17 protein-coding genes are annotated in these 18,271 nt (G+C 73.8%); 7 read left to right on the top strand and 10 right to left on the bottom strand.

Features of this window, described 5'->3' with window-relative positions; all coding sequences use genetic code 11:
- The first annotated feature begins 521 nt into the window (after positions 1 to 521).
- From ACFYX0_RS12810 to ACFYX0_RS12785, 6 genes are read left to right on the top strand one after another with little or no spacing between them, the layout of a single operon-like run.
- Positions 522 to 1,334: a cupin domain-containing protein gene (locus ACFYX0_RS12810; RefSeq protein WP_388969722.1), complete on the top strand. Its 813-nt coding sequence runs from the start codon at positions 522 to 524 to the stop codon at positions 1,332 to 1,334.
- A gap of 4 nt (positions 1,335 to 1,338) precedes the next feature.
- A complete protein-coding gene (gene asnB, locus ACFYX0_RS12805) occupies positions 1,339 to 3,168 on the top strand; it encodes an asparagine synthase (glutamine-hydrolyzing) (protein WP_388969720.1) in 1,830 nt (609 codons plus the stop codon).
- Positions 3,165 to 4,247: a PrpF domain-containing protein gene (locus tag ACFYX0_RS12800; protein WP_388969718.1), complete on the top strand. Its 1,083-nt coding sequence runs from the start codon at positions 3,165 to 3,167 to the stop codon at positions 4,245 to 4,247. Before asnB ends, ACFYX0_RS12800 begins: the two co-directional genes overlap by 4 nt.
- Positions 4,226 to 5,386: an acyl-CoA dehydrogenase family protein gene (locus tag ACFYX0_RS12795; RefSeq protein ID WP_388969717.1), complete on the top strand. Its 1,161-nt coding sequence runs from the start codon at positions 4,226 to 4,228 to the stop codon at positions 5,384 to 5,386. The genes ACFYX0_RS12800 and ACFYX0_RS12795 overlap by 22 nt, the downstream gene beginning before the upstream one ends.
- Positions 5,374 to 6,741, top strand: a complete 1,368-nt coding sequence (locus ACFYX0_RS12790; protein WP_388969715.1) for a dihydroorotase family protein — start codon at positions 5,374 to 5,376, stop codon at positions 6,739 to 6,741. The genes ACFYX0_RS12795 and ACFYX0_RS12790 overlap by 13 nt, the downstream gene beginning before the upstream one ends.
- On the top strand, positions 6,738 to 7,247 hold the full coding sequence (locus tag ACFYX0_RS12785; protein WP_388969713.1) for a flavin reductase family protein: 510 nt from the start codon (positions 6,738 to 6,740) through the stop codon (positions 7,245 to 7,247). Before ACFYX0_RS12790 ends, ACFYX0_RS12785 begins: the two co-directional genes overlap by 4 nt.
- A 72-nt stretch (positions 7,248 to 7,319) precedes the next feature.
- Here the strand turns inward: ACFYX0_RS12785 and ACFYX0_RS12780 are convergent, their stop codons facing one another.
- The 6 genes from ACFYX0_RS12780 to ACFYX0_RS12755 all read right to left on the bottom strand — a co-directional run bounded on the left by ACFYX0_RS12780 (position 7,320) and on the right by ACFYX0_RS12755 (position 12,452).
- Complete coding sequence (locus tag ACFYX0_RS12780) at positions 7,320 to 8,174, bottom strand: hypothetical protein (protein WP_388969711.1); 855 nt, start codon at positions 8,172 to 8,174, stop codon at positions 7,320 to 7,322.
- 298 nt (positions 8,175 to 8,472) lie between these two features.
- The gene (locus ACFYX0_RS12775; RefSeq protein WP_388969709.1) at positions 8,473 to 9,045 is read right to left on the bottom strand and encodes an NADPH-dependent FMN reductase; all 573 of its coding nucleotides are present in this window, start codon (positions 9,043 to 9,045) and stop codon (positions 8,473 to 8,475) included.
- Complete coding sequence (locus ACFYX0_RS12770; protein ID WP_388969708.1) at positions 9,042 to 10,025, bottom strand: EamA family transporter; 984 nt, start codon at positions 10,023 to 10,025, stop codon at positions 9,042 to 9,044. Before ACFYX0_RS12770 ends, ACFYX0_RS12775 begins: the two co-directional genes overlap by 4 nt.
- Positions 10,022 to 10,702 (bottom strand): HAD family hydrolase, encoded by a 681-nt coding sequence (locus ACFYX0_RS12765; RefSeq protein ID WP_388969706.1) that lies wholly within the window; start codon positions 10,700 to 10,702, stop codon positions 10,022 to 10,024. The genes ACFYX0_RS12770 and ACFYX0_RS12765 overlap by 4 nt, the downstream gene beginning before the upstream one ends.
- A complete protein-coding gene (locus tag ACFYX0_RS12760) occupies positions 10,699 to 11,628 on the bottom strand; it encodes a pseudouridine-5'-phosphate glycosidase (protein WP_388969704.1) in 930 nt (309 codons plus the stop codon). The genes ACFYX0_RS12765 and ACFYX0_RS12760 overlap by 4 nt, the downstream gene beginning before the upstream one ends.
- Before the next feature lie 155 nt (positions 11,629 to 11,783).
- Positions 11,784 to 12,452, bottom strand: coding sequence for a hypothetical protein (locus ACFYX0_RS12755; RefSeq protein ID WP_388969702.1), 669 nt, complete (start codon positions 12,450 to 12,452; stop codon positions 11,784 to 11,786).
- 477 nt (positions 12,453 to 12,929) lie between these two features.
- Between ACFYX0_RS12755 and ACFYX0_RS12750 the strand changes: the two genes are divergently transcribed.
- Positions 12,930 to 13,718 (top strand): hypothetical protein, encoded by a 789-nt coding sequence (locus tag ACFYX0_RS12750; RefSeq protein WP_388969700.1) that lies wholly within the window; start codon positions 12,930 to 12,932, stop codon positions 13,716 to 13,718.
- 287 nt (positions 13,719 to 14,005) lie between these two features.
- On the opposite strand, the gene ACFYX0_RS12745 is transcribed toward ACFYX0_RS12750, so the two are convergent.
- The 4 genes from ACFYX0_RS12745 to ACFYX0_RS12730 form a co-directional block, all read right to left on the bottom strand.
- A complete protein-coding gene (locus ACFYX0_RS12745; protein WP_388969698.1) occupies positions 14,006 to 15,463 on the bottom strand; it encodes a VCBS repeat-containing protein in 1,458 nt (485 codons plus the stop codon).
- Between the two features lie 39 nt (positions 15,464 to 15,502).
- The gene (locus tag ACFYX0_RS12740) at positions 15,503 to 16,063 is read right to left on the bottom strand and encodes an FG-GAP repeat protein (protein WP_388969696.1); all 561 of its coding nucleotides are present in this window, start codon (positions 16,061 to 16,063) and stop codon (positions 15,503 to 15,505) included.
- 176 nt (positions 16,064 to 16,239) lie between these two features.
- Positions 16,240 to 17,436 (bottom strand): sensor histidine kinase, encoded by a 1,197-nt coding sequence (locus tag ACFYX0_RS12735; protein WP_388969694.1) that lies wholly within the window; start codon positions 17,434 to 17,436, stop codon positions 16,240 to 16,242.
- Positions 17,433 to 18,098 (bottom strand): response regulator, encoded by a 666-nt coding sequence (locus tag ACFYX0_RS12730; protein ID WP_388969692.1) that lies wholly within the window; start codon positions 18,096 to 18,098, stop codon positions 17,433 to 17,435. The genes ACFYX0_RS12735 and ACFYX0_RS12730 overlap by 4 nt, the downstream gene beginning before the upstream one ends.
- Positions 18,099 to 18,271: the final 173 nt, after the last annotated feature.

The raw sequence follows: 18,271 nt of genomic DNA, 5'->3' as shown, positions 1-18,271 counted from the left end.
CGTAGGAGCGGGGAACGGAGGCCGTCAGGCCTAGAGCGCAGACTTGCGGGAGCTGACGCCCCGGCGGACCGGCTTACGGATCACGACTGTTCCTCCTTCCCGGTGGTCGTAGGAGCGGGGAACGGAGGCCGTCAGGCCTAGAACGCAGACTTGCGGGAGCTGACGCCCCGGCGGACCGGCTTACGGATCACGACTGTTCCTCCTTCCCGAAAGCCGAAGGGACGGGGGACGAAGGCCATCAGGCCTAGAGCACTGCCTTGCGGGAGCTGACGCCCCGGCGAACCGGCTTACGGATCACGGTCGTACCTCCTCTCGGGGGTTCGTCCCTGCCACCGTCTCCCGGCGACACCCCAAAGGTGCCGCCCCGCCTTCCCGAACCGGTCCCGGTCGGCTCCCGCCCGGTCCCGGTCTTCCGCCCCGGACCGGGAGCGGGCGGGGACATCACCGGTACGGCCTCCCTCGACGCTCGGGACGAACACGACATGCGAGACGCATGTGCCGTACGAGCCTGGAGTCACCCCATGACAACGACGCGCACCGCGACGTACCTGGGCCACGCCCGGATCATCCGCTCCGAGGAACTGGCGTTCGAGCCCCAGGAAGGGCTGCGCACCACCGTCGCCACGCCCGTGAGCCCCGAGGCCGGGGCCACCTGGGTCACGCTGCACGTGGCCCGCATCGCGCCCGGTGAGACCTGGAGTCCACCGCACACCCTGGAGGAGGAGAACACGGCGGTCGTCTTCGCGGGCTCCGGCCGGCTCACCGTGGACGGCGAGAGCCGCCCGGCCGGGCCCGCCTCGGCCGCGTACGCGCCGACCGGCCGCGCCCTGGCCCTCACCGCCGACGACGCCGGCCTGACCGTCTATGTGTGGCGGTCCCCGCTCCAGCAGGGCCGCCGCCCCGGCGCCGACCCGAAGGCCTTCTCCTCGCTGTGGGACGAGACCACCCGGCTGCAGGGCTTCGCCGGCACCGGTCAGGTCAGCGCCGAGGGCCGCAGGGCCGCCATGAACTTCGTCTTCTGGCCCGGCTCCGGCAGCTGCCGGCTGTGTCTGCACTGCGGCATCCAGGAGCCCGGCGAGACCTTCAACGTCCATCTGCACCCGGACTCCGACGAGGCGTTCATCGCCTTCGAGGGCGTCGGCCAGATGTACCTCGTCGACCGCTGGGTTGACGTCGCCGCCGGTGACGTGCTCTACGCCGCCCCCGGAGTGCTGCACGGCGCGCGCAACCCGCACACCGGCCCCGAGGCCCGCCGGTTCGTCACGTGCGGCGGCCCCACCCCCTTCGACCCCGCCCTCTACGACGCCGCCGGCGTCTCCTCCGAGGTGATCTGACGCCATGTGCCGTATCTACGGAACCTTCAACGCCCGTACCGCCCACCGCGAGCTGCGCACGGTCGCCGCCCTGCTGCACCACGGCGGGCCCGACGCCCAGTCGTTCACGGCGGGCACCGGGGCCGGGCACCCGGAGTGGGCCCTCGGCAACAACCGGCTGTCCATCATGGACCCCGAGGGCGGCGACCAGCCGTACCACCTCGACGGCGTCACCGTCGTCTTCAACGGCGAGCTGTACAACCACGACGAGCTGCGCGCCCGCCTCACCCGGCACGGGTTCACCTTCACCGACCGCTGCGACGGCTCCGTCCTGCCCGCCCTCTACCACCTCTACGGCGACCGCTTCCCCGAGCACCTGGACGGCATGTACTCCGTCGCCGTCATGGACCTGCGCGACGAGCCGCGCCTGGTGATCGCCACCGACGAGTCGGGCATGAAGCCGCTGTACCACACGTGGGACGCGGCCACCGGCCGGTTCCGGTTCGCCTCCGAGATCCCCGCGCTGCTCGGTTTCGCCGACATCCCCGCCCACGAGGACCCGTTCGGTCTGGACGCCTATCTGTCGCTGAAGACCCCGTTCGGCGAGCGCACCATGTTCGAGGGCATCGACGTGCTGCCGCCGGCCGCGACCCTCGTCGTCACCCGCGGCGAGGGCCCCCGGCTGCGGGTGCGCGCCGGCTCCGGGGCCGCCGAGCCGCACGACCGCACCCTCGACGAGACCGGCGACGAACTGCGCGCCCTGCTCGGCCGCGAGGTCTCCCGGCTCCTGGTCGCCGACGCCCCGGTGGCCGCGATCACCTCCGGCGGTCTGGACTCCAGCCTGGTCACCGCCCTGGCCGCGCGCGTCCACTCCGGACTGCACAGCTTCAACATCGCCTACTCCGGCGACTGGCCCTTCGACGAGCGCGCCTACGCGGCGGAGGTCGCCCGGGCCGCGGGCACCGTCCACCACCAGGTGGAGATCGACCCGGCGAGCTTCCCCGAGCTGCTGTCGGACGTGGTCTGGCACCTCGGCCAGCCCAACGCCGACCCGATCACGCTGAGCACCTTCTCGCTGTTCCGGGCGGTGCGCGACGCGGGCTTCAAGGTGGCGCTCACCGGCGACGCGGCCGACGAACTCTTCGGCGGCTACGCCCGGATGACCCAGGCGGTCACCGCGCCCTGCGGCCCCGGCTGGGTCGACACCTACCTCGACCACCTCGCCGCCGTGCCCGCCGCGCTGCGCGCCCGGCTCTACACCGACGACTACGCGGCGGCCGTCGCCGACCGGGGCCCCGCGCTCCCGGAGGACCTGCTGCTCACGCTCCGGCACGGTCCGGGCAGCCGGCTCCAGCGGCTGTGCGCCGTGGAGCAGCGCTACCGGCTGCCCGCCTACCACCTGCGCCGTGTCGACCACCTCAGCATGGCCAGCTCGGTCGAGGTGCGGCTGCCGTTCTGCCAGCCCTCGGTGGTGCGCTACGCCACCACGCTGGCCGACGAACACCGCATCACCGGCGGCGGGGTCAAGCGCGCCCTGTACGCGGCGGCCGGCGGACTGGTCCCGGACAGCGTGCTCAACCGGCCCAAGCAGCCGTTCACCCTGCCGATAACGGCCATGCTCCAGCCCGGCTCCGCCCTGTGGGACCTGGCCCGCGCCACCCTCGCGCCCGCCGTTCTGCGCGCCGACGGCCGGCTGCGCCCCGAGGCGGTCGAGGGCCTGTTCACCGAGCAGGCGGCCCGCCCGTCCGACCAGGTCTCCCTGGCCCTGTGGTCCCTGATGACCCACCAGATGTGGCGGGACCAGTTCTTCGCCGGCTCCTCCATATCCGCCCCGGCACCACAGGAGGCACGGTGAACGCCACGATCGACCGGACCGGCGCGACCCACCTGGTGCGCGCCGAGGGCGCCCCGTGCCCCACGCTCGTCATCGACGCGGACCGGCTTCCCGCCGGGGACGCGGAGTTGCTGGAGGGCCTGGCCGGGATCCGCGACGGACTCGACCCCGCGACCCGGCGGACCGTGCTGAAGAACGCCGTCGTCCGCCCCTCCGCCCATCCGCTGTTCGACCTCGACTACTACTTCGTGCAGTCGCTGCCCGGCGGTCGGGGCCGCTTCGAGACCCGAGGCTCCTGCGGCCACTCGATCCTCGCCGCCGTCGAGGCCGCCGCCCGCGACGGGATGATCCCGCCGCTGGAGCCGGGCCGGCGGGTCCGGGTCAACGTGGTCAACAACGGCGACCACGTGGTCTGCGAGGTCGACGAGACCGGCCCCGACCGCACCCGGTTCACCGCGCACTTCCTGTGCACCCCCGCCCGCCCGGTCGGCGACCTGCTCGTCACCGGGGAGCCGGTCACCCATGTGCGGCTCGACGGCCGGCGGATCCCGGTGTCCCTGGTCGACATGGGCAACCCGTACGTCTTCGTCGGCGCGGGCGATCTCGGGGTGCGGGACACGAGGGAGCTGTTCACCGCCGGGGACGAGCTGTTCGGCCTGCTGGGCAGGGTCCGCCTCGCGGTGTGCGCGCAGATGGGCTGGGACTCCTCCGGCGCGTTCCCGAAGATCGCCACCCTGCTGCCCGGCTCGGACGGCGAACTCGCGGTCCGCGCGGTCTCCGTGCCGTCCTGGCACCCCACGCTCGCCCTGACCGGCGCGATCTGCCTGGGCACCGCGGTGGGCATCGAGGGCACCGTGCCCTTCTCCCTGGCCCGCGCCGCCGGGCACGAGCCCGGGCTGGTCCGGCTGCTCACCCCCGGCGGCCCGCTGCGGGCCCGGGCCCGGATCACCGGCCCTGCCGACGCGCCCCGCCTCGGCTGGGTCTCCGTCGCCGACAAGTACGTCAGCTACGAGCGCACCGTGGCGCCCCCCGTCGGCGCCTACGGCCTTCCCTCCCCTTCACGCTCCGAGGACACGTCATGCCTGTCACTGCCCCTGTGAACCCGGCCGCCGCCCCCGAGGCGCTCCCCGCCGACCTCGCCGACCTCACCGACGGCCTCGCCGAACTGGCGCGCTGCGCCGAGGAGGCCGACCGCACCGGCGAGCCAGACCTCGCCGCCGTCGCCGTGCTGCGCCGCACCGGGCTGCTCGGTCTCGCCGTGCCGCGCCGGTTCGGCGGGGCGGGCGCCGACGCGGTGGAGCTCAACCGGCGGGTGGCCCAGGTGGCCGAGGTCAACGCCTCCGCCTCGATCATGCTGTTCCAGCACTACGCCGTCACCAGCCGCATCGTGGAACAGGGCACCGACGCCCAGCACCGCGAACTGCTCCCGAAGCTCGCCTCCGGGGAGTGGCTGGCCGCGTCAGCGTGGAGCGAGTCCGGCGCCGGCGCGAACAAGAAGAACCTCTCCACCACCGCCCGCCGGCTGCCCGGCGGCGACTGGCTGCTGGACGGCGCGAAGTCCTTCACCACCAGCGCCGGCATCGCCGACCTGTACCTCGTCCTCGCCCAGACCGGCACTCCCGAGGACAGCGCCGCCCCCGACACCGGCTACGGCGCCGCGGGCCAGACCTTCTACCTCGTCCGCTCCGGCACCCCGGGCCTCAGGCCGGACACCTCGATGAGGCTGACCGGGATGCGCGGTTCGGCCACCGGCTTCGTCTCGCTGCACGACTGCCGGGTGCCGGACACCGACCGGCTCGGCCCGCTCGGCGCCGCCGCCTCGATCATCGCGCGGGTACGGGAGAGCGGCGCCACGCTCGGCGCGGTCGCCGTCGGCCTCGCCCAGGCCGCCCTGGACGCCGTCACCGACCAGGCCGCCCGCCGCGGGCTGCTGGCCCAGCAGTCGGTGCGGCACCGGCTGGTCGACCTCACCACCCGGGTCGAGGCGGCCCGCGCGGTGGTGGAGCGCGCCGGACGCCGGGACGCGCCCGACCCCGGCATGGCGACGCTGCACTCCAAGCTCTTCGCCTCGGTGTGCGCCGAGGAGGTGTGCGCGGAGGCCGCTCGGATGCTGGGCTCCGCCGGCTACGTCGAGACACACCCCGTCAACCGCCACGGCCGGGACGCCCGTGCCGTGGCCCTCATGGGACCGACCAACGATCTGTGCAGGGAACTGGTGAGCATGTCATGGAACAGCTGATCATCGAGGGCGGCCGGCTGGTCACCCCGCAGGGTGTGCGCGAGGGCACGGTCGTGGTGAACGACGGCAAGGTGGCCGCCCTGCCCGGGCCGGACGCCCCGCTGCCCGAGGGACCGCGCATCGACGCCAGGGGGCGGTATGTGCTGCCAGGACTCATCGACACCCATGTGCACTTCCGCACGCCGGGCCTGGAGTACAAGGAGGACTGGGCGCACGGGAGCGCCGCGGCGCTGGCGGGGGGCGTCACGACGGTGATGGACATGCCGAACACCCGGCCGCCCGGCCTGGACGAGGACGCCCTGCGGACCAAGGCGGAGCTGGTGGCGGGCCACGCGGGGGTGGACCATCGCTTCCACATCGGCGCCGACCCGGCCAACCCCGGTCTGCTGGCCACCCTGGACCCCGATGTCGCCACCTCCGCCAAGGTGTTCATGGCGGGCCACCACACCGCCCCGGTCGTCTTCCGCGACCGCGCGCAGCTGGACGCCGCCTTCGAGGCGGCCGCCCGAGGCGGTGTCCGGCTGGTCCTGCACGCCGAGGACCAGCAGGTCTTCGATCTGCTCGACTCCTGGCGCGGCGACCCGCACTCCTACGCCGAGTACGAGCCGCACCGCCCCCGCTCGGGCGCCATCGTGGCGGTGGCCCAGGTCGTGGAGCTGGTCCGGCGCCACGGCACCGCCGCCCATGTGCTGCACACCTCGTCGGCGGAGGAGATCGACCTGCTGGTCGCCGCCGCCCGTGAGGGACTGCCGGTCACCTTCGAGGTCACCGGCCACCATCTCTCCTTCACGCACGCCGACACCTGCCGCCGCGGCCCGCGCACCCGGCTCTCGCCCGCGATCCGGGACGAGCCCGACCGGGAACGCCTGTGGCAGGCCGTTCTGAACGGCGAGGCGGCCACCGCCGGAAGCGACCACGCCCCGCACACGGTCGAGGAGAAGAACCGCCCGCCGGCCGACGCGCCGCCCGGACTGCCCGGGGTGCAGGAGCTGGCGGTGTCGATCTGGACTGGGCTGCGCACCCGTGCCGTACCCGCCGACGAGGCGGCCCGCCATCTCGTGCGCCTGATGGGCAGCGGGCCGGCGGCCCTGTTCGAACTGCCCGGCAAGGGCCGTCTGGAGCCCGGCGCGGACGCCGACCTGGTGCTCTTCGACCCGGCCGAGCGATGGCAGATGTCCGCGGCGGACGTGCGCTCCAAGTGCGGCTGGTCCGCGTACGAGGGCTGGACGTTCACCGGCCGGGTGGTCACGACGCTGCGGGCGGGCCGGATCGCCTGGGACGTCCGCACCGGTCTGCACACTCCCGCGGACGGCCGCCTGCTGCCGACCGCGCGGCGCGTGGAGGCGGTCCGATGAGCACCCCGCTACTGACGGCGCCCTCCGGCGTCCGGCAGTCCGTCGACCCGGCGGCCTTCCGCTCCGCGATGGCCGCGCTGGCGGCCCCGGTGACGGTGGTGACCTGCTACGACGACCTCGGTGCCCCCCGCGGGATGACGGTCAGCGCGGCCTCCTCGCTCTCCCTGGACCCGCCGCTGTTCCTCGTCTGCCTGGACCGCCGCGCCGGCTCGCACGACGCCCTGGTCTCCGCGCCGTTCTTCTGCGTCCATGTGCTGGGCCCCGGCGACGAGGACCTGGCGATGCGCTTCGCGGGTCCGGCAGACCGCCGGTTCACCGACGCGCCCCTGCTGCCCGGACCGGCGCCGGCCCCGGCGCTGGCGGCGGGTGTCCGGCTGACCTGCGAGCGGTATGCGGCCCGGGACGGCGGCGACCACACGATCCTGATCGGCCGGGTCACCGAGGTCGACGCCCCGGAGGGCGCCGACGGGGGCCTCGTCTGGCACCAGCGCGCCTTCAGCTCCTGACCACGCTCTCCCCCTCGTACGCCGAATGTCCCGGTGGCCGGCCACCGGGACATTCGGCGTTCCCGAAGGAAATCAGTCGAACAACCGTTTTATGCGCGACACGAGTTCGGCGGCGTGCTCCGGCGACTCGGCCTCCAGGACGGCCTGGCCGCCCCGCTCGCCGTCGGACGCCACGACGTGGCGCACGTACGGCAACGCGCGTACCTCGCCCGGCGGGATCTCCGGCAGCGTGACGGAGGCCGCGAACCGCAGCGCCCGTACGGGCGCGACGTCCTGTCCGGCGAGCACCTCGAAGGCGTCCGTGACGAGCTCGCGCCCCGAGGCCACCCGCACCAGCCACGGCACCGGTTCGTCGGCGACGACGGCCGCGCAGCCGGTGGTGACCGGCCCGTCCGGGGTGAGGACGACCTCGGTGTGCGCGGGTCCGTACTGGTACCCGGCCAGGTCCAGCAGTGAGGTGACGACCGACCGCAGCGTGGCGGCGGTGTCACCGGCGAGCGGGGCGGGATGCAGCAGGCCGTAGGGGGTCTCGGCGGTGATGCCGACGGTGTGGTGCATACCGTGCACGCTCAGCGTGTCGACCCGGTACCGGTCCCCGGCCGCGTCCTGGGCGGCCTCCGGCGGACACAGCTGGTTGTCGTGCACGAGCCGCCGTACGGCGTCCGGGTCCGCCAACAGCCTCGCGGCGGCAGGCGGGTTGACGTGCAGGCCGGACTCGGCGGCGGCGTCCAGGGCCTCCTTGAGCGCGATCTCGTCGCCGAAGTCGGCGACCAGTACGCGTTCGGAGAGGGCGGTCAGTTCCTCGGGCGGACATCGGCGGGCGTCACACAGGGACCAGACCCGGAACCCGGCCGCTCCGGCCGCCCGTACGAGTGCGGCGGTCGGGCCGGCGATCAGGATCCGGCGGTGCGGGGGTGGTGTGCTCATGACGGCGAAGGCTTTCGGCGGAGGACTTTCGGCGGAAGGGTGTCGGGAGAGGGGTGGGGGGCGGGGAAGGTCGGGTGGCGGGCGGGAAGCGTAGGACGGGGCGCGCCACCGGCAACGGCGGCACGGCCGGGCGCGGACGACTGTTCTGCCGTCCGTGCCCGGCCGTGGACCGGTACCGCGATCGTGACCCGGAGCATGTGGGCCGGGCAATGAGGAGGGGCGCCGGAACACCGGCCGCCCAGGACTGGGTGCATGTGACTCCGTGGCGGTACGGGCGTGGTGTCGAGGGTACGCGGGGTCAGACGGCGAGCGAGGGCACGGGCTCCCGGGCCGCCGCCAGCGCGGCCCGCAGCAGGCTCTCCAGCGCGTCCAGGGTCTCGGCACCCGCGAACTCGCCGTCCGCCGTGAGCAGTTCCCCGGCGTCGGCCACGGCCACCGGCGGGTGCTCGGCGACCAGCGCACCGGCGTGCCCCAGCACCTCCACCAGTCCCGGCTGCGCGTCCACGGCCCCGCGCGGGCCGGGCGAGGCGCTGGCGACGGCCACGATCCGCCCGTCCAGGCAGCTCTCGCCGTACGGCCGCGACAGCCAGTCCAACGCGTTCTTGAGGACGCCGGGGGCGGCGCCGTTGTACGACGGGGTGCTGATCACCAGGATGTCCGCGGCGGCGACCCGGTTACGCATCCGCAGCACGGCCTCGGAGCCGTTCGCCGCGTCCATGCCCTCGTCGTAGAAGGGCAGTTCGGCGGGGTGTACGACGGTGGTGCGCACCCCTTCGAAGCGCTCCTCGGCGATACGGCGCAAGGTGGCGACGACCGCCGAGTTGTACGAGCCGTCCCGAACGCTGCCGGACATGAGCACGATCTCGGTCATTGCACTGACCTCTCCCTCACTTGACGTTGTCGCGGCCAGGTTAGGAACGCCCGTTCCCGATCCGTTCCCGGTCCGGGACCAGCAGGCCGGGGCGCTCGGGCGCGGGGGACCGCCGACCGCTGAGCGAGCCGGATGGAGCCGAACACCAGGACGACACCACAGATCTGAGCGAGCGACAGCGACTGGTCGAGCACCACATAGCCCAGTGCCGTCGCCACCACGGGGCTCACGAAACCGAGCAGGGACACCGTGAAGGCGGGCAGCCGCTCGATGCCGCGGAACCACAGGGCGTACGAGACGAGTGCGCCGATCACCGCCAGATAGCCGAAGCCGAGCAGGTTCTCGCCCGTCGGCCGGGGCGGGAGCCCCTCGACGGCCAGGGCCAGCGGCAGCAGGAGCAGACCACCGGCGGTGAGCTGCCAGCCGGTGAACGCCAGCAGTCCGACGCCCTCCGGGCGCCCCCACCGTTTGCCCAGCACGATTCCGGCGGCCATGCTCGACGTCGCCGCCAGCTCCGCGATCACGCCGACAAGGTCGAGCCTGGCCTGCGCGCTGAGGACCAGCAGCGCCACGCCGGCCGTGCCCAGGACACAGGCGAGGCAGTCGCTGAGCCGGGCCCGCTCGCGGAGCAGCAGGAAGGCGAGCACGATCACGATCATCGGCTGGATCGAGCCGATGATCGCGGCGAGTCCGCCGGGCAGCCGGTACGCGGCCACGAACAGCAGGGTGAAGAAGGCCCCGATGTTGAGGACCCCGAGGGTGAGGGCGCGGCCGATCCAGGCGCCGCGCGGAAGACACCGGGTGATCGCGAGCAGCGCCAGTCCGGCGGGCAGGGCCCGGACGGTCGCGGCCAGCAGAGGGCGGCCCGGCGGCAGCCATTCGGTGGTGACGAGGTACGTACTGCCCCAGACGGCGGGGGCGAGGGCGGCCGTGGCGACGTCGGCCGCCTGCGCCCGGCCGGCCGGTCCGGTCCCGGTCATGGCCCGACCACCTCGCGTTCGCGTGTCAGCGCGTCCCGTACGAGCTCGTCGAACCGGTCGTACACGGCGTGCGCGCCCGCCTCGGCGAGCGTCTCGGCGCTCGCGACCCCGGTGGTGACGCCGAGCGCCCGCATCCCGGCCCCGCGCGCCATCCGCATGTCGTCGCCGCTGTCGCCGACGACCACGCAGACCTCCGGCGGCACGGCCAGTGCGTCCGCCGCGTAGAGGGCGAGGTCGGGGTGGGGCTTGCCGCGGTCGACCATGTCGTGGCAGGCGACCGTGTCGAAGAAGCCGTCCAGACCGGCGGCGCGAAGGAGCGGTTCGGTGCTCGCGCGCACCTTGCTGGTGGCGACGGCGAGCGCCGCCCCGGCCTCCCGGGCCAGGGTGAGTCCCTCGACGACGCCCGGCAGGACGATCTCGCGGGCCCGGGGCAGCACGGTGGCGGCGAACGCCTCGCGGTAGCGGGCGACCGCATCGGCGACCACCGGGTCCGCGGGGTCCCGGTCGAGCAGCGCGGCCACGGAGGTGTCCAGCGGCCTGCCGACCGTGGCCCGCACCGCGTCCGTCCCGACGGTGCGTCCGGCGACCTCGAAGAGGACGGAGCGGAGTGTGCGGGCGATGGCTCCCGGGGTGTCGAGCAGCGTGCCGTCGAGGTCGAGCAGCAGCGCCCCGGTCATGACGTCTCCTCCTGACCGGCCGCCGTCAGGGCGACGGCGACCTCGCCCGCGAGGGCCGCGGTGGAGACGAGCACCGCGCGATTGGCGGCGGCACTGGCCCCCGCGGTGGCCGCGCTGACCGCCTTCATCAGGAAGGGGGTGATGGCGGGACCCGTGACGCCCTGCGCGTCCGCCTGTGCGAGGGCGTCGGTGATCGCCCCCTCGACGTACTCGGAGTCGAGCGCGTCGGCCTCCGCGATCGGGTGGGTCACCAGGGCGCCCACCTCCGTGCCGGTCGCCCAGTGCGCGCGCAACGCCCGTACCAGCAGCGGCAGTTCGTCGATCCGCTGCGGGTTGCGGTGGCCGCTGGAGCGGCAGTAGAAGGCGGGGAAGTCGTCGCAGCGGTAGCCGATGACCGGCACACACTGCGTCTCGAGGTACTCCAGCGTGAGACCGAGGTCCAGGATGCTCTTGGCGCCCGCGCACACCACGGCGACCGGGCTGCGGGTGAACTGCACGAGGTCGGCGGAGATGTCGAAGGTCTCGCCCGCGCCGCGGTGCACGCCTCCGACACCTGCCGTGGAGAACACCCGGATTCCCGCGAGGGAGGCGGCGACCAGCGAGGACGCCACCGTGGTCGCGCCGAGCCCACCGCCGGCCAGGACCACTCCGATGTCACGGCTCGACACCTTCGGAATGCCCTGGGCGGTGCCGAACCGCTCCAGGTCCGACTCGCTCATGCCGACGGTGAAGCGGCCGTCGGCCAGGCCGATGGTGGCGGGCACGGCGCCCGCGTCACGCACCGCCTTCTCGATCGCCGTCGCGGTCTCCACGTTGCCGGGGTAGGGCAGGCCGTGGGCGATGACGGTGGACTCCAGAGCCACGACGGGACGCCCGTCGGCGAGGGCGGCCCGGACCTCCTCGCTGATACGCAGCAACGGGTGCATAGGTTCCTCCATGGGGGGTGCACGGGCCGGACGGGCCCGATGCGGACAGGGAACAGGCGGCGGATCCCGGCGGTCGGACGGCCGGGGAGGCCCGGCCGGGTGGCGACGACTCCCCTTCACACGGTGTCCGTTCCGCCGGAACCGGCTCGTGCAGGCTAGGAAGGGCCGATACCGATCCGTTCCCGGCCGGTTACCCCCGAGGACGCCGAAGGCCCGGGTCGGGAACCCGGGCCTCCGTGCTGTCCTCCCTGGTCCGTGCCGGCCCTCTCAATCGGCGGCGGGCGCGGCGGGCGGGGTGGTGTCCGGCGGCACCGGGCGGCCGCGAGCACACCGGAGGGCGTCGGGGTCGTCGCCAGCGTCGGCGGCCCCGCCCAACTGCCGGAGTCCTGCCGCAACGTGACCGTGCCGGACCCGTCGACGGATCCGATGCCGCCGGCGCCCGCCGTGCCGTACCCGAACCAGAGGGTTCCCCCGGCGACGACCGGCGACTGCGGACGGGTCCCCGCTCCCGTGGCGTAACGGGCCGACTCGGTCAGCTTCTCCGTGCTGATCGCCGCGATCGTGTCCTGGTCCGGGAGGGCCGCGTAGAGCAGGGATCCGTCGTCGGAGAGGGCGAGGCCGGTGGCACCCGGCTCACCGCCGATCGTCGTCGGGTTCCCGCCGTCGAGATCGGTGACGAGGATGCCGTCGGTGCCCGCGCCGCCGCTGATGAACAGGTGTCCGTGGGGAGCGTCCACGACCATGTGCGCGAAGTGCGCGATCGGCAGCGGGATGTCCGACGCCGCGTGCGCGCCGGCCGCGCCGGGACCGATGACGGTGGTCATTCCGAGGAGCAGCGCTACGGCGGTTGGCGTCGAGAAGCGCGCCGTTTTCATGAAAGTCCCCCACACCACCTTCACGATCAGGGGGCGCAACCTGGCACGGGGAGATCGGGCACGCCATGCTGCCCCCACCGTGGGCGTGCGCGGGGCCGTCGGGGCAGGTCAGGGCCTTCGGCGCCGGGACCGGGCCGGGTCCGTCCGCGCCACCCGGCGTCGTACGGCCGAGCACACCACGCCCACGAACGCCAGAGAATCCACCCAGGAGTGCCACACGGGACCCACAGAGTCTTACGAAAGCCCCGTTAGCGTGACTAGCCGCTGGAACCCGTGTGCGAACGCGGCCAGGCCGCGGCCGAGGCTGCAGGCGCAGTCGACTCAGGAAGACCGCAAATGGACTACTGCTCCTCGTGCCGTCGGCATCTCAATGGCGCCCTGGTGTGTCCGGGGTGCGGAGCCTATGCCCCGGACATCGCTCCCCCCATGACCACGCGCGCCTACACCCCGACGACGGGCGCGGCGATGACCGGGACCCAGGCGCGTGAGTTCGCCCTGTCCCCCACGTGGCACGACAGCGATCTTCCCGCCGGGGACACCCACCCCTTCGACGGGTCCGACGACGTGGACACCCCGTCCTTCGACCCGTCCGACGAGGTGGACGGCCCTCCCTCCGCCGCGCCGACGGGACGGGCGGCCCGGCGCCGCCAGCTGGCCCGCTGGAAGAAGAACAAGCGGCGCGCCGCGGTCGCGACCGCCGTCGCGATCGTCGGTGGCGGTCTGACCATCTCCGCGCTGAACCGGCAGGCCCCCGACCGGGCTCAGGCGGCCGCGGCGCCGGACAACCGCAGCATGGGCGTCGCGGGCGAACAGACCGGCGCGGACAGCCTGCCGGAGACGGCCTCGCCCGGCACCGACCGGTCCTCGTCGGCACCGCAGCCCTCGCACACCATGTCCGCCGCCGAGTCCTCCGCCATCGGCACGCCCCGCGGGCAGGGCCCGGTCACCACGCCCCGTACGGAGCGGCCGGACACCCGGCCCGACTCCGCGGCCGCTCCGGTGCCCGCCCAGACCATGGCCGCGCAGCAGCAGACGGCCGCGCCCGCCGCCGGCGGCTCGACGAGCACGGGCAGCTCCGGTACGTCCGCGCAGACGCCGACCGCGTCCCCGTCCGCGACCACCGGCACGTCGGACCCGGGCACCCCGCAGACGAACCCGTCGTCGCAACCGACCTCACCGTCACACCTGTGCCTGCTCGTGGTGTGTCTCGGCTGACCGGGCCGTTCCCCGCGTCCCGAAACCCGGTCCGGGGCGGCACCCGCCCCGGGCCCTCGAGCGTCCGCGCGCACAGCACCAGCGCCCCGGCAGGCAACGTTTGCCCGTGAAGGAGCGGCGTTCGGTGCGTGCTCTGGGGGTACCCCCTGCTCGAAGAGCTTGGGGGAGTGCCGGCCGCAAGTCCTCGTACTGGATGTACTCGGGCTTTCGGCCGGTGCGGCGAGAGCACGCACCTGACGCCGCAGAGCCCGCCCTCCGGGCGGACGGCGGGAGTTTGACGACAGGACCTAGCCCGCCAGGCCGGCCCCGAACTCGGTGTATGTGCGGGACGGCAGGCCCAGCCTGGCCGGAGTGAAGGTGGTCGAGGCCGTGGTCGAGTAGAGGGTGGACGAGGCGCCCGGCAGGAACCAGGCCGCGCCCTCCGGGTCGTTCTCCTGGGCGGCGACGGCCGTGAGGTCGGCGTGGCCGTCGTGGTTCACGTCGGAGGCGAGGAGGGTCTGGCCGAAGCGGTCGCCGGTCTCCAGGGTGTCCGGGACGCCGGGGCTGTCCTGCGTCAGGAACACCGGGCGGGTGGTGGAGAGGCCGGAGGCCGAGCCCCGGAGCAGGGTGATCGCCCCCGCGGAGGCGCGGTAGTCGGAGTCGTCCCCGAAGGTCTCGCCCGGCGCGCCGACCGCGAGGTCCCCGTAGCCGTCCTTGTCGAAGTCGCCGATCGCCAGCGCCTGACCGAAGCGGTCGCCGTACTCCGAGGAGTCCGGGACGCCCGCGGTGTTCTGCGAGAGCGAGACACGGCGGGTGGCGCTCGGGCCGGACGAGGTGCCGTAGATGATGTGGATCTTGCCGCCGGTGGAGGCGGAGGGCTCGTCGGCCGGGTCCTCGGGGTTGCCGAGGACGATGTCCCCGAAGCCGTCCTTGTTCAGGTCGCCGATCGCGGCCGTCGCGGCGGAGCGCAGGGTCGCCGCCTTGCTGATGCCGTCGGGGGCGCCCCGGTAGTAGACGGCGGTGGCGAGCTGGTCGTGGTCGGGCCTCAGGCCGGTGACCACGAGGTCGGCCTTGGTGTCGCCGCTGACCCGGCCCGCGGTGAGAACCGGCTTGTCGACTCCCGGGGAGTACGACGACACCTTGCCGGTCGTGCCCGACTTGGCGAACGGGCCCCGGATCAGCCGGATCCGCCACGCGGGGGTGCGCGCGTCGCTCTGTGCCGAGATCGCCAGGTCGGGCTTGCCGTCGCCGGTGAAGTCGGCGGACGCGATGCCCAGCCCGAAGTAACTCCCGTACAGGGTCTGGGGGTTCTTCACCGTCGTACCGCCGGACAGTCCGTTTCTCGATCCCCACACGATGGTGACCGTGCCCGCGTCCTGGGCGCTGCCGACCTTCTCGTGAGGGGTGCCGACGACGAGGTCGCTGTAGCCGTCGCGGTTGAGGTCGGCGGTGGCGATCTGGTCGCCGAACTGGTCGTTCTTCTCCGCGTCGTCGGGGATGCCCGCGGTGTTCTGGCTGATCAACTGGTGCTTGGCGGGGTTCAGTCCGCTCGCGGTGCCGTAGACCACGGCCACCTGTCCGGCCCAGGACTTCCCGTTCACGGTGGCGGCGGGGGCCGCGACGGCCACGTCACGGTAGCCGTCGCCGTTGAAGTCGCCCTGAAGGCCGGAAGGGGCGGCGGAGGCGGGGGTGGACAGGACCACCGGGGTGAGGCCCGCGACGAGCAGGCAGGCGAGCGCGGTGGTGCCGCGCAGGGAGTGCTTCACGTCCGTGTCTCCAGACAAGTGGCAGGTCGGGGAGTGGGGTCAGTCCTCCGGTGCCGCGCCGAAGTACGGGCGGGCACCCAGACCGAGGAATTGGGGGGTGAGCAGGATCGAGCCCGTCCCGGTGGGGCCGGAAGTCGTGCCCGGGAGGAGGTGGAGGCGGCCGATCTCGTCGGCCGCGGCGACCAGTTCGGCCCGGCCGTCGCGGTTGAAGTCGCGCAGCAGGACCGAGGAGCCGAACCAGGCGTCGCCCTCCTCGGCGGGGTCGCCCGCGACACCCGGTGTGCCGACGTCGTACTGGAGGGAGTTCCTGCCGGTGAGGCCGCCCTTGCCGCCGCGCAGGACGGTGACCGCGCCGTCGTGGAAGATACCGCTGCCGACCGTCTCGCCGGGGATGCCCACCGCGAGGTCCGGGTAGCCGTCGCCGTTGGTGTCCGCGGCCGACACGTCGTAGCCGAAGGTGTCGCCGAACTCGGGCGTGCCGGGGACGTCGGCGGTGGCCTGGGCGAACGAGGTGGCCGCGGTCGCCGGGGCGGCCAGCGCCAACGGGGTCAGGCCGGAGGCGAGAAGCGCGGCGGTCAGCAGAAGGGTGCGCTTGCGCAAGGAGTCTCCAACGGTCGTACGGTCGCGGTGGATCCCGGGACCCGGATCCCGGGACCCGGGCGTCGCGATCAGGAGACCTTCGGAAAAACGCAAGGGTTGCACGTGAGTTGGGTGAATTCTTGAGTTTCCTGTGACCACGCCGACGGTGCCTGCCGACGGTGCGCGGCCGGTCCGGGTCAGTCCGCGTGGGCCGGGATCCGCATCCGTACCCGGAATCCGCCGTCCGCCGTCGGGCCGGACTCGAGGGTGCCGTGCAGGATGTCGGCGCGTTCCTTCAGGCCCACCAGACCCTGGTGCGCGCTCGGGAGGGGGAGGGCCGGACGGGACGGCGCGGTGTTGCTGATCGTCACGCCGACCTCGGGGCCGTCGTGCCACAGCTCGACGGTGGCCTTGGCTCCGGGCGCGTGCTTGCGGACGTTCGTCAGGGCCTCCTGCACCGTGCGGTAGAGGGCCCGCTGCGCGGGCGTGCCCACGGTGGGCGAGAGTTCGCCCTTCAGCTCCGCCTCGATACCGCTGGACGCCACCAGTTTGTGCAGGTCGGCCAGGGTGGGCTGCGGGGTCAGTTCGGTGACGTCGCCGCCGGAGGCGCGCAGCAGCGTGACCATGGTGCGCAGTTCGTCGAGCGTGCCGACGCTCAGCGCGCGGATGGAGCGCGCGGCCTCCCGGGTCTCCGGGTCCTTGGCGGCGACCTGGACGGCTCCGGCCTGCACGGCGATCAGGCTGACCTGGTGGGAGACGACGTCGTGCATCTCGCGGGCCAGCTGGGCGCGTTCGCGGGCGAGGACGGCCTGCGCGTGCAGGACGCGTTCGTGTTCCCTCGCCTCCTCGATCTCCGTCAGGCGCTGCGACAGGTCGCGGTGGGCCTGGACGAGCTGGCCGAGCAGGACGGGGGCGGCGGCGGTCGCCAGGGTGTAGACGAAGTCGACCAGGGTCCAGGTCCGGCCGATCCATGTGCTCGGGCCCGGCGGCCAGGGGATCGCGGTGGCGATCGCCGACAGGATCGCGCACACGGCGAGCAGACGGCGGTCCCGGTAGCGCACGGCCAGGGTGAACAGGGCCGCGAGCGGCGCGACGAGGGTGTCCTGTATCAGGGTGGCGGGCAGGGTGAGCAGGAAGACGATCAGCGGAAAACGCCGGCGGACGGCGAGGGCGGCGCAGGCGACGGCGGCGAGGGCCAGTCCGAACGGCGTGTCGTCCGAGAGGTTGAGCCCCGCGTCGAGCGCGGCGAGGGCGACCAGAGCCACATCCACCACGGGCGCCGGTACGCGTTCCCAGAACTGCTTCCCGGGCCGGGCGATCGCCCCGGTGACCCCCGTGGCCCCGGTCGTCCCCACAGTCCCGGTGGCACCGGCCGTACCGGTCATCTCGATCACCGCCCTTCCCGGTCGGTGTCCAGCAGCCCGGCCCGCTGGGCGAGCAGGGCGGCCTGTACCCGGCCGGCCACGCGCAGTTTGGTGAGGATGGCGCTGACGTGGTCCTTGACCGTGCCGGTGCCCAGGTGCAGACGGGCTCCGATCTCGGCGTTGGACAGGCCCTCCGCCAGCAGGACCAGCACGTTCCGCTCCCGGTCGGTCAGCAGCTCGACCCGGGCCGCCTCCTCGTCGACGGCGGAGGCCTCGGCGCCGGGGTGGGTGTGCAGCAGGGTCCGGGAGGCCTGCGGGGACATCACCACGCCCCCGGCGGCCAGCGTGCGCACCAGCTGGGCCAGCTGGTCGGGCTCGGTGTCCTTGAGCAGGAAGCCGGCCGCGCCGGAGTGCAGGGCCGTCAGGACGTACTCGTCGGCGTCGAAGGTCGTGAGCATGGCCACGACAGGCGGATCCGGCAGTGCGCGCAGCTCCCGCAGCACGGTGAGGCCGTCCACGTCCGGCATACGGATGTCCAGCAGGACGACGTCCGGCCGGTGCTCCCGGACCGCGTCCAGGGCGTCCGCGCCGGTCGCGGTCGTGACCACCTCGATGTCGTCCGCCGCGTTGAGGATGAGGCTGAAGCCGGACCGGACCAGCGCCTCGTCGTCCACCACCGCCACCCGGATCACGTGCGCTCCGCCCTCCGGTTAGTCGCCCCCCTCCAAGGATCCGCCTCCCCACCGTCCCAGGCATCCGCCTCTCACGGCCGGAGCCGGCCACCGCCCGCCGCGGGGACCCGCACGTGCGGTCCAGCCGGTCGGGGGGCCCGTTGCCGCCGGTCGGCGGGGGTCGCGCGGACTCC

Source organism: Streptomyces sp. NPDC002573 (genome assembly GCF_042889625.1).
Lineage (GTDB): Bacteria > Actinomycetota > Actinomycetes > Streptomycetales > Streptomycetaceae > Streptomyces > Streptomyces gibsoniae.
Note: the sequence above shows the minus strand (reverse complement) of the source record. Positions and strands in the feature narration are given on the sequence as shown.

Coding starts and splice junctions, on each gene's coding strand:
- ACFYX0_RS12790 (WP_388969715.1), top strand. CDS start 5,374: ATGGAACAGCTGATCATCGAGGGCGGCCGGCTGGTCACCCCGCAGGGT.
- ACFYX0_RS12760 (WP_388969704.1), bottom strand. CDS start 11,628: ATGCACCCGTTGCTGCGTATCAGCGAGGAGGTCCGGGCCGCCCTCGCC.
- ACFYX0_RS12780 (WP_388969711.1), bottom strand. CDS start 8,174: ATGAGCACACCACCCCCGCACCGCCGGATCCTGATCGCCGGCCCGACC.
- ACFYX0_RS12785 (WP_388969713.1), top strand. CDS start 6,738: ATGAGCACCCCGCTACTGACGGCGCCCTCCGGCGTCCGGCAGTCCGTC.
- ACFYX0_RS12755 (WP_388969702.1), bottom strand. CDS start 12,452: ATGACCACCGTCATCGGTCCCGGCGCGGCCGGCGCGCACGCGGCGTCG.
- asnB (WP_388969720.1), top strand. CDS start 1,339: ATGTGCCGTATCTACGGAACCTTCAACGCCCGTACCGCCCACCGCGAG.
- ACFYX0_RS12775 (WP_388969709.1), bottom strand. CDS start 9,045: ATGACCGAGATCGTGCTCATGTCCGGCAGCGTTCGGGACGGCTCGTAC.
- ACFYX0_RS12810 (WP_388969722.1), top strand. CDS start 522: ATGACAACGACGCGCACCGCGACGTACCTGGGCCACGCCCGGATCATC.
- ACFYX0_RS12795 (WP_388969717.1), top strand. CDS start 4,226: ATGCCTGTCACTGCCCCTGTGAACCCGGCCGCCGCCCCCGAGGCGCTC.
- ACFYX0_RS12765 (WP_388969706.1), bottom strand. CDS start 10,702: ATGACCGGGGCGCTGCTGCTCGACCTCGACGGCACGCTGCTCGACACC.
- ACFYX0_RS12750 (WP_388969700.1), top strand. CDS start 12,930: ATGACCACGCGCGCCTACACCCCGACGACGGGCGCGGCGATGACCGGG.
- ACFYX0_RS12770 (WP_388969708.1), bottom strand. CDS start 10,025: ATGACCGGGACCGGACCGGCCGGCCGGGCGCAGGCGGCCGACGTCGCC.